At 64.6% G+C, this 14,940-nt stretch carries 12 protein-coding genes; 9 read left to right on the forward strand and 3 right to left on the reverse strand.

The genetic code is table 11. The annotated features are described in order from the left end of the window. Positions 1 to 2: 2 nt before the first annotated feature. Complete coding sequence (locus tag ACO6D6_RS08315) at positions 3 to 1,541, reverse strand: SAVED domain-containing protein (protein WP_484784795.1); 1,539 nt, start codon at positions 1,539 to 1,541, stop codon at positions 3 to 5. 391 nt (positions 1,542 to 1,932) lie between these two features. On the opposite strand from ACO6D6_RS08315, the gene ACO6D6_RS08320 reads away from it, so the two are divergent. The 9 genes from ACO6D6_RS08320 to ACO6D6_RS08360 all read left to right on the forward strand — a co-directional run bounded on the left by ACO6D6_RS08320 (position 1,933) and on the right by ACO6D6_RS08360 (position 12,337). Beyond that, a complete protein-coding gene (locus tag ACO6D6_RS08320; RefSeq protein WP_484784796.1) occupies positions 1,933 to 2,862 on the forward strand; it encodes a TIM barrel protein in 930 nt (309 codons plus the stop codon). A gap of 8 nt (positions 2,863 to 2,870) precedes the next feature. Continuing rightward, on the forward strand, positions 2,871 to 3,875 hold the full coding sequence (locus tag ACO6D6_RS08325; protein WP_484784797.1) for a Gfo/Idh/MocA family protein: 1,005 nt from the start codon (positions 2,871 to 2,873) through the stop codon (positions 3,873 to 3,875). Positions 3,876 to 3,887: 12 nt separating this feature from the next. Continuing rightward, positions 3,888 to 4,754 (forward strand): sugar phosphate isomerase/epimerase family protein, encoded by an 867-nt coding sequence (locus ACO6D6_RS08330; protein ID WP_484784798.1) that lies wholly within the window; start codon positions 3,888 to 3,890, stop codon positions 4,752 to 4,754. Positions 4,755 to 4,956: 202 nt separating this feature from the next. Beyond that, positions 4,957 to 6,552: a Na+/H+ antiporter gene (locus ACO6D6_RS08335; protein ID WP_484784799.1), complete on the forward strand. Its 1,596-nt coding sequence runs from the start codon at positions 4,957 to 4,959 to the stop codon at positions 6,550 to 6,552. A gap of 146 nt (positions 6,553 to 6,698) precedes the next feature. Further along, positions 6,699 to 7,712, forward strand: a complete 1,014-nt coding sequence (locus ACO6D6_RS08340; protein ID WP_484784821.1) for a sugar ABC transporter substrate-binding protein — start codon at positions 6,699 to 6,701, stop codon at positions 7,710 to 7,712. A gap of 51 nt (positions 7,713 to 7,763) precedes the next feature. Beyond that, positions 7,764 to 9,287, forward strand: coding sequence for a sugar ABC transporter ATP-binding protein (locus ACO6D6_RS08345; RefSeq protein WP_484784800.1), 1,524 nt, complete (start codon positions 7,764 to 7,766; stop codon positions 9,285 to 9,287). Next, positions 9,280 to 10,260, forward strand: coding sequence for an ABC transporter permease (locus ACO6D6_RS08350; protein ID WP_484784801.1), 981 nt, complete (start codon positions 9,280 to 9,282; stop codon positions 10,258 to 10,260). The genes ACO6D6_RS08345 and ACO6D6_RS08350 overlap by 8 nt, the downstream gene beginning before the upstream one ends. A gap of 424 nt (positions 10,261 to 10,684) precedes the next feature. Further along, positions 10,685 to 11,134 carry a hypothetical protein gene (locus ACO6D6_RS08355; RefSeq protein ID WP_484784802.1) on the forward strand — a complete coding sequence of 150 codons (450 nt, stop codon included), beginning with the start codon at positions 10,685 to 10,687 and terminating at the stop codon, positions 11,132 to 11,134. Between the two features lie 3 nt (positions 11,135 to 11,137). Beyond that, on the forward strand, positions 11,138 to 12,337 hold the full coding sequence (locus tag ACO6D6_RS08360) for a hypothetical protein (protein WP_484784803.1): 1,200 nt from the start codon (positions 11,138 to 11,140) through the stop codon (positions 12,335 to 12,337). Positions 12,338 to 12,497: 160 nt separating this feature from the next. Here ACO6D6_RS08360 and ACO6D6_RS08365 read toward each other — a convergent pair whose 3' ends face one another. Together ACO6D6_RS08365 and ACO6D6_RS08370 are read right to left on the reverse strand one after the other, a co-directional pair. Beyond that, on the reverse strand, positions 12,498 to 14,219 hold the full coding sequence (locus ACO6D6_RS08365; protein WP_484784804.1) for an alpha/beta hydrolase: 1,722 nt from the start codon (positions 14,217 to 14,219) through the stop codon (positions 12,498 to 12,500). Positions 14,220 to 14,327: 108 nt separating this feature from the next. After that, positions 14,328 to 14,645, reverse strand: a complete 318-nt coding sequence (locus tag ACO6D6_RS08370) for a hypothetical protein (protein WP_484784805.1) — start codon at positions 14,643 to 14,645, stop codon at positions 14,328 to 14,330. Between the last annotated feature and the right edge of the window lie 295 nt (positions 14,646 to 14,940).

The following is a 14,940-nucleotide window of genomic DNA, read 5'->3' on the forward strand; positions in this document are numbered from 1 at the left end:
GGTCATTGGGTCGGTGTGGCGTCGTCGAAGACCTCGATGATGGGGCCGTGCGGCATGCCCGCAGCCACACGCAGCACCTTCTGGTAGCGCTGCCTGGGCACGAGCGGATTCTGGGTCAACTCGTAGAGCACGCAGTTGAGGGTGTTGGTGCGACGCGCGACCAGGGGCGCGAGTGAAGTCGCAGTCGACCATGCGATGTGCAATTCCCTGCCAGCGCCGCGTTCGCGCAACTTGTCCGCGATCTCCTTGGCCAGGCGGGCGCCCTCATTGGACGGGTAGAAGTGGCCACCCTGACTCTGCTTGTCCTTACTCTGAATGACAATCTCGAAGCTTTCGTCGCAAGAGTCCTTGAGTTCGTCGAAGGGCGCCTGATTCTGCTCGTTGCTGTTGCGGATCAGGACGGCGACGCGGTGCAAGCGGTCAGCTTCCTGGAGTGAGGGGTCCTGGGGTGTGTGCTCGGCGGACGGCCCCGCGACCGCGTGGAACGTCTTCTGGTCGTCGCTGCGGCTGGCGTCGGTCCACTCGTTGCCCTGCAGGTCGATGACGCGCAGGCCGCCCTGCCGGGTGATCGGCAGGGCGGTGCCGAGCGCCCAGCCGAGGCTGAAGTGACCACCACCGGTCAGCATCACACCACTCACGCCGTGCGCGTAGAGGGCATCGACCATGATCGGCAGTGTCTCCTTCAGGTGCCGGTAGTCCTCAACGGCGGGGATGCCGGTGTCCGGGTCCTGGCGCAGCCGGATGGCGAGGTCGTGCTCGCGACCGAGACGGGTGGTTCCGGAACGACGCGTGTGGGCATCAGGGATCGGGCGGGTCTGTGTCTGGATGGTGACCTCGCCGTCGCCGATCCCCCGGTCACCGAACAACCACCCGAGGGCGCTGGAGATCGCCGCGACGACACCCGTGGGCAGGCCGATCGGCAAGTACCGCTCCGCCGGTCTCATGAGATGCCCGAGCCTGCGGTGGAGGAGGTCCCGGTACAGCTGACGGCACTCGCCGAGACCGTACTGCTTCAGATTCTTCAGCGGCTCACCTGTGGTTTTCAGCAGCCGGTCGGGAGCCGACAAGTCGATGGGCTTCTTCGATCGCCCGCACCCGCCGAGCGGGTGATCGGCAGGAGCATCGTCGGGTGAGGGTTGCCCGGCATCCACGTCGTCTCCTTGCGACCGGCCGTCGTTGGAAGCCGTCTCGTCCTGTTTGGGGATGGTGTTGAGGACGAGAAGACTGAAGTCGTGGGGTTCCTGTTCGAGTTTGAGCAGTTCCGGGAGCTCCTCAGCAGGGACGAACTGGCTGTCCCGGATCTCGGGCGTGACGATGAGAACGGCGGCCGCGATACCTTCTTCGAAGGCCTCGTGGACGCGGCGGGCGGTCTCGCCAGGAGGCAGATCAACGAGGTCACGCCAGGGCACGAGACCGCCGGCACGCAGGAAACGGTCCAAAAACTTGGCGTGCTCGGTACCGTCGCTTTGTCGATACGAGATGAAAACCGGCCCGGTCGGGTCGTAGCGATTCCCGTGGGCGGTGCCGCATCTGTCTCCCATGATTCCTCCAAACCCAGCCCAGGATTCCGAAAGGCCGTCGTGAAGTACTGACGGACAGCCGACGACTTCCTCAACCCTCCTCCCTCCGTCGCCCTTTCCAATGCACAGCTCGTCGAGCACTCCAAGAGACTGTGATTCACAGAGTGTGGGCCGAGCCGACCCGTTGTCCTGGTGGTTTGCTGGCCTTACCGATGTTTTGCTGGGCTTGTTCACGTTTGCTGGCTTCACAGCGCAGGCAAACGTGAACAAGCCCAGCAAAACAGGATTAGAGCCAGCAAAACTGTGTTGAGAATCACTTTCATCACAAAAATTAGTACCCCCGGGCAATTGACAGGACATATGGCCGAACCTAGGCTGGATCGTGCCCAACGATGCGCCAGAAAGGACCTCCATGGCCGACAAGTCCCGCAACCCCGAACCTCGATACAACAAGCTGACCATCGGTGTCTGTCCCGACCAGTGGGGCGTCTGGTTCCCCGAGGATCCGGCGCAGATCCCGTGGGAGAAAGCCCTCGACGAGATGGCCGAGGCCGGTTTCTCCGTGATGGAGACCGGTCCCTTCGGTTACTTCCCCACCGACCCCAAGCGCCTGGCCGAGGAAATGGGCAAGCGAGGTTTCCGCGTCGTCGCCGGCACCGGCTGGGGCATCCTCCACAAGGCCGAGGCCTGGGCCGACACGGAGCGCACCTTCCGCGCCATCGGTGAGACCCACGCCGCCGTCGGCGCCGAGTACGTGGTGCACCTGCCACCGATGTTCCGCGACGAGCACACCGGCGAGTTCACCGACGTGCGTCACCTCGACGGCGAGGCCTGGGATCTGTACATCAACAACGCCAACCGGCTCGGCCGCATGATGAAGGAGGACTACGGCCTCAAGATGGTCCTTCACCCGCACGGCGACTCCCACATCGAGACCCGCGAGGACATCGACCGCATCTTCCAGGCCACCGACCCCGAGTACGTCGGTTTCTGCCTGGACACCGGCCACATCGTCTACGGCATGGCCGACAACACCGCCCTGATCCGCGACTACCCGGAACGCATCTCCTACGTCCACATCAAGGCCATGGACCCGAAGCTCGTCAAACAGGCCCACGACGAGGACTGGCCTTTCGTGAAGGCCGTCAAGGCGGGCTGCTCCGTGCCGCCACCGGAGGGCGAACCCGACATGCCGAGCCTCGTCGAGGCCCTCGCCGACCTCGACAAGGAGCTCTACGTCATCTGCGAGCAGGACATGTACGGCTGTGACCCGTCCTACCCGCTGCCCAACGCCATCAAGGTCCGCGAATACCTGGCCTCCATCGGCCTCGGAGTGAAGTGAGCGACACCATGACCCTGCGAATCGGAATGATCGGCCCCGGCGGCATGGGGCAGGCGCACATCGAACGCATCCACAGCGTCATCGCGGGCGGCCGGGTGGTGGCCGTCACCGACCTCAACGCCGAGAACGCCCGGAAGGTCGCCGACCGGATCGGCGCAACGACCTTCCCGAGCGCCGCGGAGCTCATCGCCTCGAACGATGTCGACGCCGTCATGATCTGCAGCTTCGGGCCCGCCCACGAACCCGACGTGATCGCGGCCATCGAGGCCGGCAAGTACGTCTTCTGCGAGAAACCCCTCGCCCCCACCGCCGATGCCTGTGCGCGCATCATGGAGGCCGAGCAGAAGGCGGGCAAGAAGCTCGTCACCGTCGGTTTCATGCGTCGCTTCGATGCCTCCTACCGGGAGATGAAGGCCATCCTCGATGCCGGCGAGATCGGCGAGGCCCTCATGGTCCACAACGCGCACCGCAACCCGACGGTGCCGGAGAGCTACACCTGGGACATGGCGATCAACGACACCGCCATCCATGAGATCGACACCATGCGCTGGCTGCTCGGCGAGGAGTTCGTCTCGGCCCGCGTCGACAAGCCGAAGAAGACCAGGAACCGTTTCCCGCACCTGCAGGACCCGCTGGTGCTGATCCTCACCACCACCTCCGGGGTGCGCGTCGACGACGAGATCTTCGTCAACTGCCAGTACGGCTACGACATCCAGTGTGAGCTGGTCGGCGAGAACGGGGCGGTGCGGCTCAGCGACCAGGAACTGGTGCAGCGAGCCGACCTGCAGGGTCGCCGCAACCGGCTGACCATGGACCACAACCAGCGCTTCGGCCAGGCCTTCGTGCGTGAGGTGCAGGAGTGGATCACCGCCGTCGCCGAGGACCGTCACACCGGCTCCACCGCGTGGGACGGCTACGCGGCCGCCTGTGTCTGCGACGCCGGCGTCAAGGCCCTGGAGGCCGACGGCGAGGTGGCGGTTGAGATGATGCCCAAGCCCGCGTTCTACGCCTGAGGAGGAACCCCCATGGTGAAAATCCTGCTGGACCCGTCGATGTACCACCCCCACCTCAGCGTCGCCGAGGAATGCTTCAAGGCCGCCGATCTCGGCTACGAGTACATCGAGCTGTCGCCGCGTGCCGACTTCCACGAGTGGCACCACTACCCCAAGGTCGACGACGCGGAGGTCGCGAAGGTCAAGAAGGCCATGTCCGCCTCCGGTGTGAAGATCTGGACCTTCAACCCGGTGTTCAACTGGTCCTCGCCCGACGAACAGGAACGCCAGGCGCAGGTGCGCAACTTCCGTCGTCTCCTGGAGATCGCGGAGGAGTTGGAGGTGCCGCTGATCGCCACCGAGTTCTCGGGCGACCCGAACGAGCCCCTGAAGTCGGAACACCAGTTCTACAAGTCCATCGAGGAGTTGATCCCGGACTTCGAGAAACGCGGCATCGAGTGCACCATCGAGGCCCATCCCTACGACTTCGTCGAGACCAACGAGCGTGCCGTGCAGATCGTGCGCGGGGTGAACAAGCCGTGGCTGAACTACGAGTTCTGTCTGCCGCACATGTTCCACCTGTCCGGGGGCCGGGGGGATCCTCGGGCGATGATGGAATACGCCGGCCCGAGGCTGCGGCACGTGCACGTCGCGGATGTGTGGAACCATCTCGCCAACGTCGGGAACCGCTACATCATCAACCCGCCCGGGGTGGATGCCCGCATCCACCAGCACAACGAGATCGGCAACGGCGAGGTGCCGTGGGACGAGGTCTTCGGGTATCTCCGGGAGGTCGACTACGACGGCCCGCTGTCGGTGTGCGTCTTCGGTTGGGAGGAGGACGCCGACGCCATCCACGTGCGGATGCGTGAACGCCTGGAGAAGGAGTTCACGAAGTAGTCGCCCGATTCTCCCCCAAGCCGGTTGAGCCGGGGCGCGAGGAACGAGCGACCCGTGTCGAAACCACCCCGACCACACTCACCTCGGTTTCGGCACGATCAGCCCCGGGGGGAAGAAAACCGGTTTGGGGGCATGGGGGATAATTCAACCGGTCCGGCTCCAAGTCGGGGATTCGTCGCGGGAAATCAGGGAAGGGTGGCGCATGGAGGGTCTCATCATCGCGGTCGGAGTCGGGATTGCGGTGGTGGCGGGCAACGCCTTGGCCCCCAAGTTGCGTCTCCCGGTGCCATTGACGCAGGTCCTCCTCGGGTTCGCGCTGGCCTTCGTGCCCGGCTTGGAGAACCTCCACATGCCCCCCGAGGTGGTGCTGCTGCTGTTCCTCCCGGGCCTGTTGTTCTGGGAAAGCCTCACCACCTCCAGGAACGCCATCCGACGCGACCTGCGCGGCATCCTGATCACCTCGACGGTGTTCGTGGTGGCCACCGCCTTCGCGGTGGCGTGGATCACGTCGTCGCTGGGAATCCCGTGGGAGGCGGCCCTGATCCTGGGTGCCGCCGTCGCCCCGCCCGACGCCACCGCCGCGGCCGCCCTGGCCAAGGGCCTGCCCCGCCGCCAGTTCATGCTGCTGAAGGCGGAGAGCCTCACCAACGACGGCACCGCTCTGGTGGTTTACAGCATCGCCGTCGGCCTGGCTCTCGGCGGGCAGTACACCCCCTGGGACATCACGCGAATGGCCGTGATCTCGTTCTTCGGCGGGATCCTCATCGGGATCACCGTCGCTGCCGTCGCCTACCCGGCTTTTCGTCGCCTCCACGAGCCCATCACCATCAACATGGCGCTCCTGGTCACCCCGTACGCCGCCTACCTGGCCGCAGAGCTGGTGCACGCCTCCGGTGTGCTGGCGGCGGTGGTGGCGGGCCTGATCATCTCGACGCTGTCGAACCGGCTCAGCACCCCCGAGTCGCGGACCCAGGCGGAACACTTCTGGCCGCTGGCCACCAGCCTGCTCAATGGCGCCCTGTTCCTGCTGATCGGCATCGAGACACGCCTGCTGATCGTCAACTTCCGTTTCTCCGAGCTCCTGGCGCTGGCGGGCATCGCGGTCGGCGTGGCCGTGACCCTGGTGGTCTCCCGTTTCGCGTTCCTGCAGGTCACGGTCATGATCATCCGGGCCCTCGACCGCCGACCCGAGCAGCGGCAGCGTCGCCTGAGCTACCGGGCCCGGGTAGTCAGCGCGGTATCGGCCTTCCGTGGCGGGGTTTCCTTGGCGATCGCGCTGTCGATTCCCCTCACCTTGAAGGATGGTTCGCCGTTCCCCTACCGCGACGAGGTGCTCCTCATCGCGGCCCTGGCGATCGTGATCGGGATGGCGGTGCAGGGTCCGCTGCTGCCGAAGGTGATCGCGTGGGCCGCGAAGGGCGGTCACACCGACGACGACGAGGAGGTCGAGCTGACCGAGGAGCAGCTGGTCACCGAAGGGCGACTGGCGATCCTGGGGGCCGTCCGCCCCGAACTTCCCTTCCTCGCCGAGCAGTCGGGGGTCTCCCCGCGGATCGCCGAGGCCATGGAGGAGCGTCTCGACGACATCGCCGCCCACATCGGGGCCGATGACGAGGAGGAGGACGTGGCGGAGATCGTCGCCCTCGAACGCCTCCACGGGGCGGTGCTCGCCCGGAAACGGGAGCTGCTGACCCAGTTCGTCCGGGAACACAGGATCAGCGACGAGACCGCCCGGATCCTGCGGGCCCGCATGGACCTGGAGGAGATCCACCGCAACGGCTACCTCCCCTACGAGTGACCCCCGGAACCGGCTGAACCAGCTAACACTCCGCCGCTCAGCCATTTGTATTGACATTCCACGTGTCTTTGCGACAGGATCAGTTCGTCGCAGGGAGGCGACTTCCAGGTCCTGTTCGGGACACCGACACGAGGAAGTGAGAAGTGATGAAGCGAGTACCGAAATTCGCCGTGCTCATGCTCAGCGCGATGCTTGCGCTGAGCGGGTGCGGCATGACCAGCGACCCGTTGCCGGGCACCACCGGTGAGGACGGCCAGCCGGCGGCCGTCACCACGCAGGACTACGCCCCCGCCGAGGTCATCAAACCGAAAGACGGCAAGAAGGTGAAGATCGGCGCTTCCTTCCCGCTGCTGGACCAGTTCCTCCAGAACGTGGCCAACTCCATCAAGGCGCGGGCCGAGGCCGCCGGCGCCGAGGTGAGCGTCACCTCCGCCGAGGAGAAGATCGAGGTCCAGCTCAACCAGATCGAGAACTTCATCGCCTCCGGTGTCGACGCTCTCATCGTCCTGCCCCAGGACACCGCCACCACCGCCCAGATCACCCAGAAGGCCAAGGCGGCGAACATCCCGCTGGTCTACGTGAACCGCCGCCCCGCCGACCTACCCAAGGGTGTGCCCTACGTTGGTTCCGATTCCCTGGTGGCGGGTCAGCTTGAGATGGAGCAGCTGGCGAAGCTGGCGAACTACCAGGGCAACGTCGCCATCCTGCAGGGCGACCCCACCCAGGAGGCCGCCCAGCAGCGCACCAAGGGCTGCGAGGAGATCGCCGCGAAGTACAACATGAAGGTCGTGTTCAACCAGACCGGTCTCTGGGCGCGCGACAAGGGACTCGCGCTGGCAGAGAACCTGATCCAGTCGGGGCAGCAGGTTGACGTCATCTGCTCCAACAACGACGAGATGGCCCTCGGCGCCATCAACGCCTTCGAGAACGCCGGCATGCTCGACAAGGTGGTCGTGGGTGGCGTGGATGCCACCGGTGACGCGTTGGCGGCCATGACCGCGGGCAAGCTGGAGGTCACCGTCTTCCAGGACGCCAAGGGCCAGGGACAGGCAGGTGTCGACACCGCGATCAAGATGGTCAACGGCGAAGAGGTACCGGACATCATCAACGTCCCCTACCAGCTGGTCACGCCCGAGAACATGAGCCAGTTCAAGCAGTGACGACGCGGGGGCCGGGAACCGCGTTCCCGCCCCCCAAACCAGGGAGAACCAATGCAAGAGGTAATTCTGCGGATGCAGAACATCCGCAAGACCTTCCCGGGCGTCGTGGCGTTGGACAACGTCAATCTCGACGTCCGAAGCGGCACCGTGCACTCACTGATGGGCGAGAACGGGGCCGGCAAATCCACTCTCATGAAGTGCCTGATCGGCATGTACACCCCCGATGAGGGAACCGTCGAGCTGGCGGGCGACATCGTGAGGTTCAAGGACACCAAGGACGGCCTGGAGCACGGCATCTCGATGATCCACCAGGAACTGTCCCCCGTCCCCGAGATGATGGTGGCGGAGAACATCTGGCTGGGTCGCGAGCCGCGCGGCCGACTGGGGCTGCTCAGCCCCGCCGCCATGCTCCGCAAGACCCGCGAGCTCTTCGACGAGTGGAAGATCGACATCGACCCGAGGGCCCGGATGAAGGACCTGACGGTGTCCAAGCAGCAGATGGTGGAGATCGCCAAGGCCATCAGCTACGACGCGAAGATCATCATCATGGACGAGCCCACCTCGGCCATTCCGGAACGCGAGGTGGCGCACCTGCACGGGATGATCAAACGCCTGACCGACTTCGGCGTCGCCATCATCTACATCACCCACAAGATGGACGAGGTCTTCAGGATCTCCGACGACATCACCGTCTTCCGCGACGGCAAGCACGTCGGCTCCTACCCTGCGAAGGAACTCGACCGCGACAAGCTCATCAAACTGATGGTGGGCCGCGAACTGACGGACCTGTTCCCGAAGGAGGAGGCCGAGATCGGCGAGGTGGTGCTCTCGGTGAAGGGCCTCAACCGGGGCGCCGTGGTCAAGGACGTCAGTTTCGACCTGCGCCGGGGCGAGATCCTCGGGCTCGCGGGGCTGATGGGCGCGGGCCGCACCGAGGTGCTGGAGACCATTTTCGGCATCGAGAAGGCCGACTCCGGGGAGGTCGTCCTCAACGGCAAAACGCTGCGGATCAAACAACCCTCGGACGCCATCCGGGCGGGCATGGCGCTGCTGACAGAGGACCGCAAGCTGAACGGCATCATGGGGGTGCTGTCGGTGCGCGACAACATCACGGCCGCTGCCCTCCCCCGTTACAGCCCCCACGGGGTCCTCCACATCGGCGAGATGCGGAAGGACTCCGAGGACCAGCGCGAGAAGCTGCGCATCAAGACCCCGTCGTTGAACCAGCTGATCAAGAACCTCTCGGGCGGCAACCAGCAGAAGGCATTGATCTCCCGTTGGCTGTTGACCGTCCCGGACGTGTTGATGATCGACGAACCCACCCGCGGCATCGACGTGGGTGCGAAGTCCGAGATTCACCGTCTCATGTCCATGCTGGCCCAGCAGGGCAAGGCAATCATCATGGTCTCCTCCGAGCTGCCAGAGGTGCTCGGCATGAGTGACCGCATCCTCGTGATGCACGAGGGACGCATCTCCGGCGAGCTATCCCGCGAGGAGGCCAACCAGGAGTCCGTCATGCACCTGGCAACCGGCGGCGACGAGGTCGCCGCGAGCGAAGGAAACCCCAATGTCTGAAACCGCAACCACCACTCGTTCGAGCTTCAATTTCGGGGAGTTCCTGAAGAAATACTCGATCGTCTTCATCCTGCTCGGCTTCGTGATCCTGCTCGGCATCATCACGGAGGGCCGGTTCCTGCAGCTGCAGAACCTCCTCAACGTCATCGTGCAGGTGGCTCCGATCGGCATCATCGGCCTCGGCATGATGGCGGCGATCATCACCAAGGGCATCGACCTGTCGGTCGGCGCCACGGCCGCCCTCGCGGCCGTCGTCGCCGCCTCCCTGGCCCAGCCCCCGGGTCCCGGCACCTTCATCCCGGGGCTGCCCGCCCTGCCGGTCTTCGTGTCCGTGCTGGCGGCGCTGGCGGTCGGCACGCTGGTCGGCAGCATCGTCGGCAGCCTGGTGGCGGTTTTCCGGATTCCGCCGTTCGTCGCCACCCTCGGCATGATGACCGCTGCCCGTGGCGCCGCGAACCTGTACACCGACGGGCGCCCGATCTCCGGGACCGCGTGGAACTTCAACCTCATCGGGCAGGGGGCCACGCCCATCATCATCCTGGTTCTCGCCGCTGTCGTGATGTGGTTCGTGCTGAACCGGACCCGTTTCGGACGCCACGTCTACGCCATCGGCGGCAACGAGATGGCCGCGAAGGTTTCCGGGATCTCGGTGCCGAAGACGCACCTCAAGATCTACGCCCTGATCGGTCTGCTGGCCGGTCTGGCGGGCGTGATCCTGACCGCCCGCACCGGTTCGGGCGCCCCGGCCTACGGCAACATGATGGAGCTCGACGTCATCACCGCCACCGTCATCGGCGGCACCTCCTTCAACGGCGGTATCGGCACCGTCTGGGGTGTCATGGTCGGTACCCTCATCATCGGCGTCATCAACAACGGCCTCAGCCTGCTGAACGTCTCCCCGTACTGGCAGATGGTGGTCAAGGGCGGAATCATCGTCATCGCCATCATCATCGACGAGCGCAAGAACAGGTAGCGCACGGAAAACATATGAGGGCTCCCCGGTTCGGGGAGCCCTCTTCCATTTCACGGCCTCACTCCCCTTCGAGTCGCTTTTCCACCTCATTTCTGACCTCCGTGATCACGAACACCTGCGCATTGTTGTAAACCTGCTTGTTGAACTCGTTGACCAGGTTTTCCGTTGTCCTCCGCCTCGCACACGCGACAATTCCCAGAGGTCCGCCGCGACAAGGTCAGGGACTTGCTCCCCGGCGAGTCGCCCGCCGTTTTCCACGCACTCCCCCGAGGCGACGCCCACTTCCGGGTCGGGCGGGAACACCACCCGTCCAGCGCCCGTCGGACCGTTCCGAAGCCCACGCAACGAACTTTCCGGATCCCCTCCACAGCGGACCACACCGGCCCCTATCATGTTTTCCACACCTCCCCGGTAGGAGCAGCTGATGAATGATTTCACGTACGACAGCGCCCAGACAAAGGCGTCGAAGGACCTGGTGAGCCAGTGGGCCGCCCCCGAGGCCACCAGAGCGGCGAGACGGACCAGCATGATGGCCTCATCCCAGAACGAGCGCAGATGGGGCGTGGAGGCGGGTGCGCTGGCGTACAAGGCCCAGTACGAGAAGAACCTCACCGCCCTGCATGACGACTTCCACTCCCTGGCGGAGCGGCTCAGGGTTTTCGTGGAGGCCCTCGAACACACCGCCACGTCCCTGGAATCCCGCGAAGACGACGTCGTGGCAGCTCAGCGGGCTTTGATGAAGAGACTGGAAAGCCCAGAACCGTCCGCCCCCATACCCGACACCTTGACGGAGTACTACAAGGGTCCGGGACTTTCCGACGGCGATCCCACGAAACCTTACGCACCGGGCCTCGGGCGCGCCAAGGAGGTTTGAGCAATGCCTGACAGCCCTTTGTACGAGAGACTGGCTGCGGTGGCGAAACTGAACACCGCGGATCAGGGAACCTCCGACATCGACGAGATCCGTTCGCACATAGAGGTGGCCAAGGGAGTCGTGGCCCGGGTCAGGGAGAACCCCGGAATCACCGGCATGATAAAGACCGCGATCGAGAAGAAACTGGATTCCTACATAGCACTCTTCGAGATGCACGAGAAAAACCTCACCACGCTGCGCAGCAATCACGAGGCAGCCTGCAACGCCATGACGGAGGCAGTGGCAAGTTTCGAGACCATGTCCAAAAACTTGATATCGCATCACGAGATAGAAGAATGGCACAGCGGGAAAGACGTCAACGTGGCCGGAGAGGCAATGCCCTGCGACACGTACTACGCCAATCTCATGGAGGAACGGAACCGCCAGCGGGAGGAAGCCGCCGGCGCGATCCTGGACAAGATGAACAACGCCCTGAACGAAGCGGCCGAACTGACGGTGGACTCCGGGAACCAGGGTGACGGCGGGGGATCCGGAAACGCAGGGAGCGGCGGGATTGGCGGGGGTTCCCGTTCCTCCGCGTCCTCTGCCCGCTCCATGGGTGTGGGCGGCTCCTCCGGAGGCGCTGCCGGTTCAGCCCTGCCGTTCGGGAGGTTCCATCCCGGGGACGATGGCACGCTGCTGCGCACGGCCTTCGATCCCAGGGGTGGCACAGGAAATCTTCAGTGGCCCCGGGACATACTCAAGTACCCCATCAATGCCCGCATGACCCCGGACGGCCCCGTGGGCGGGTATGTCCCCGCCGACGTGTTGAACGCAGACGATCCCCGCTGGCGCCCCGACTACTCTCCGCCGGGGCTCGCCTCGGGGAGCGGGGTGAAGGCCACCGGCATAGCAGGCGGGGTTCTGGGTGCTGGCGCCCTGGCCGCCAGGGGAGCCGGGAACCTCAATGCCGCGCTGCCCCTGGGGGCGGCCCGCGCCGGTGCCCCTGGTTCCACCCTCCGTCCCGGAACGATGCCTTACGGCTACGGAGGGGCCGGAGGCTTGGGCAGCTCCAAGGAGAAGGAGAACTCCCGCGACACGAAGGGGTACAAAGTGGTCCGGGTCGACGACGACGCCAGCAGGTCCGTCGAGTCCTCGTCATTCGGGGCGGGCGACGCCGCTTCTCTTCGTCCCTTGGACACGGACGACGGGGACGCCTGGTGATTCGGGATTAGCCGGCGTGCAGTGATTTTCACGGAGCGGTGTTGACCGCGCTGCGAGCGGGGCTCATGACGATTGGGTCATGAGCCCCGCTTCATGGATTCACCCAACGGCCCCACCCAAACGGCGTCTCCGGAGGTTTTCCTTCGCGGCGTCCGGATTCTCAGTGGTGTTGCCCGGAGTGTCTGGCATTGACGGAGGCCGCCGCCGCGTTGTCGGCGCGATTCACGGACGGATCCTCACCCGCCGTTATCTGGGCGGCATCCTCCATGAATTCGGGATTGTTCCAGTAGTCGGAATGCCCACCCTCGGGGGTTGAGGCGATTTTCCCCACTCCGGGAACCTGTCGGGGGTCCGGTCCGAAATCATTCCCGAATGCGTTGTCGGGCCCTATGCCCGCGACAAAATCAAGTCCGTTGGCAGATGCATACATGTGACCGTAGGGAACGTTCCATTGGTGCGCGTCGGTGGCGCGCGCCCCGGGGGATCCATGAAACTGGGCGGCGTCGACGACACCCGTTTTCGTGTCCATCAGGGCGGTGCCGGCGGTGAGGGATCCGTAGGAATGGGCGTGAACGGTCAGGTTGGGGTCCACACCCTGCCTCTGGTGCCACGTGTGGAGGCCCTCTTCGAAACCGTTGAGGGCCGGAGCCCCCTCGTCGGCTCTCTCGGGTGTCATGTAATCCGTCTGGCTCCCGTTGGAGTCGAACTCCAGGAACCCCTGCGGGGTGTCGTAGCCGATCCATGCGACGACGGCCGTCTCGTCGGCGCCAGCGGCGGTACGCAGCGCTTCGGCGTTGTTCACCATCCCACCCATGCCGTTCCTGACCGTGTTTCCGATCCCGGGAACCATGGTGGCGATGTTGCTGGCCCTGTCCACGTCGCCAACGGCAACGGCGGCCTTCACGTCCTTGTCGTATTCCTCGGGTACCTCCAGGGTGAGCAGCTGGTAGTGGTGCCTGGGTTTCCCGTCGGCACCCGTCACGTACCCGCCGGAACCGTCCTCCTCCATCACACCGGCGAGTTCGTTCAGTTTGGCCAGATCGGAAACCCGCCAATTGGCCTGTGCCAGTTCGTCCTCGAAGGGGTTTGGCGGCTTGATCGGAGCACCCGCAGTGTTTCCAAAGTTCATCAGTACCGCCCACTTGTGGGCTTCGTCGATTTTTCTCTGCTCGGCATCGTATTTTTCCTGAACACTTCTCTGGTGATTCTCAGCAGCTGTGGTTTCTCTCCTCAGGATGATTCGGTTCGCCTCGTCCCGGGCGCTTCCGGGAAGACCGTCGAGGTTCCCGATGGCGTCCGGGTGCTTCTCGATCAGTTTTCTGCGCTCCGCCTCGGTCAAGGCATTCCACCAGACCGACACCTCGGTTGCGGACCAGCCGGCCTGTGGGAGATCCGGCAGGCCCTGGGAGTCGCTGGCTGCCGTCTCCGCGCACACATACGTGCCGTTGGCCAAGGCGTTCAGTCTCTTGACGTAGTCGTTGTCAACCTCGACGGCGCGGTCAATGGCGGCCTTGACCAAATCCCTCAGTTCTTGGGCATGCTTTTGTCGGTCGGCATTTCTGGTCGCCGTCTGGCCGGGTCCATTCGGGGCCGCCTGCTCCATGGTGGTCGCCTGCTCCTCCTCGCAGTTCACCGTCCCGTCCTCCCCTATGCTGAGGTAGTGGTACTGCTCCATGAAGGAGGTGCATTCGGCCACTTTGGTCTGGACATCCCACACCCCGTCGGAGGCATCGGCTGTTGCCATCATGAGCTCGGAGACGTCATTCACGACGCGGTCAAGGCTCCCGTTGAGCGAGCCCAACGAAGCGAGCATGGCGGTCACCGCTGCCCCCGATGACTGCACCCTCCCTTTCGCGGAAACCGCGTCATCGGCCTCGGTCATCAAGGTTTGGCGGGAACTGGTCAGATTCTGGACGGCAGTGTTCAGGTTCGCCGGATTCCATTGTTGGACATCACTCCATGAAATAGCCATGATTCACCACCTTTCCGCTCAACTGGCTGCGTCTGCGTCGACATGCCCTGCGGAACGCATGGCCGTCTCGACGTTCGCCTCGGACACTCCGTAGTTGTTCGCCGCGGTCGTCACATCGGCCCCGAAGTCCTCGTAGCAAGTCTGGGCGGAGCTGCGCCGCTCCTCGATGGCGCTGGCCGCTGACGTGATCGAACCGGCGGATGAGGATCCGGGCATCGCCGAGGGGGCGTCGGCCATGTCGGTCGTCACGTTCACCCCGCTGATCTCCGATGCCACGTTGCTCACATCCGTTGACAGGGCCTCCAAGTCACCTGTCACGATGTTCAGGTCGCTCACCTTTGACCTCCCACTCCTGATACGTCGTTGTTGGCTGGCCCAACCAAAGCTAGCTCGTAGGGAGGTCAGCCCAACCCGCTGCACGTGTCGCCGTAAACCACGGTAAACCGACCCTGACAAACCGGGATCCCGGGCACGGAGCATCAACTACTTCCCAGGAACGCGTCCGCCCCAGGTCGCGCAGACGCGTCGGGAGAGCACAACATGGAGCTCCGGCAGACCGCGATGATCCGCCTTCATGATTCACTCGCACCAGGAGACGGAGACGGCGACGGGGCGCTCACCGTATACGGCG

This window comes from Arachnia sp., from assembly GCF_057238465.1.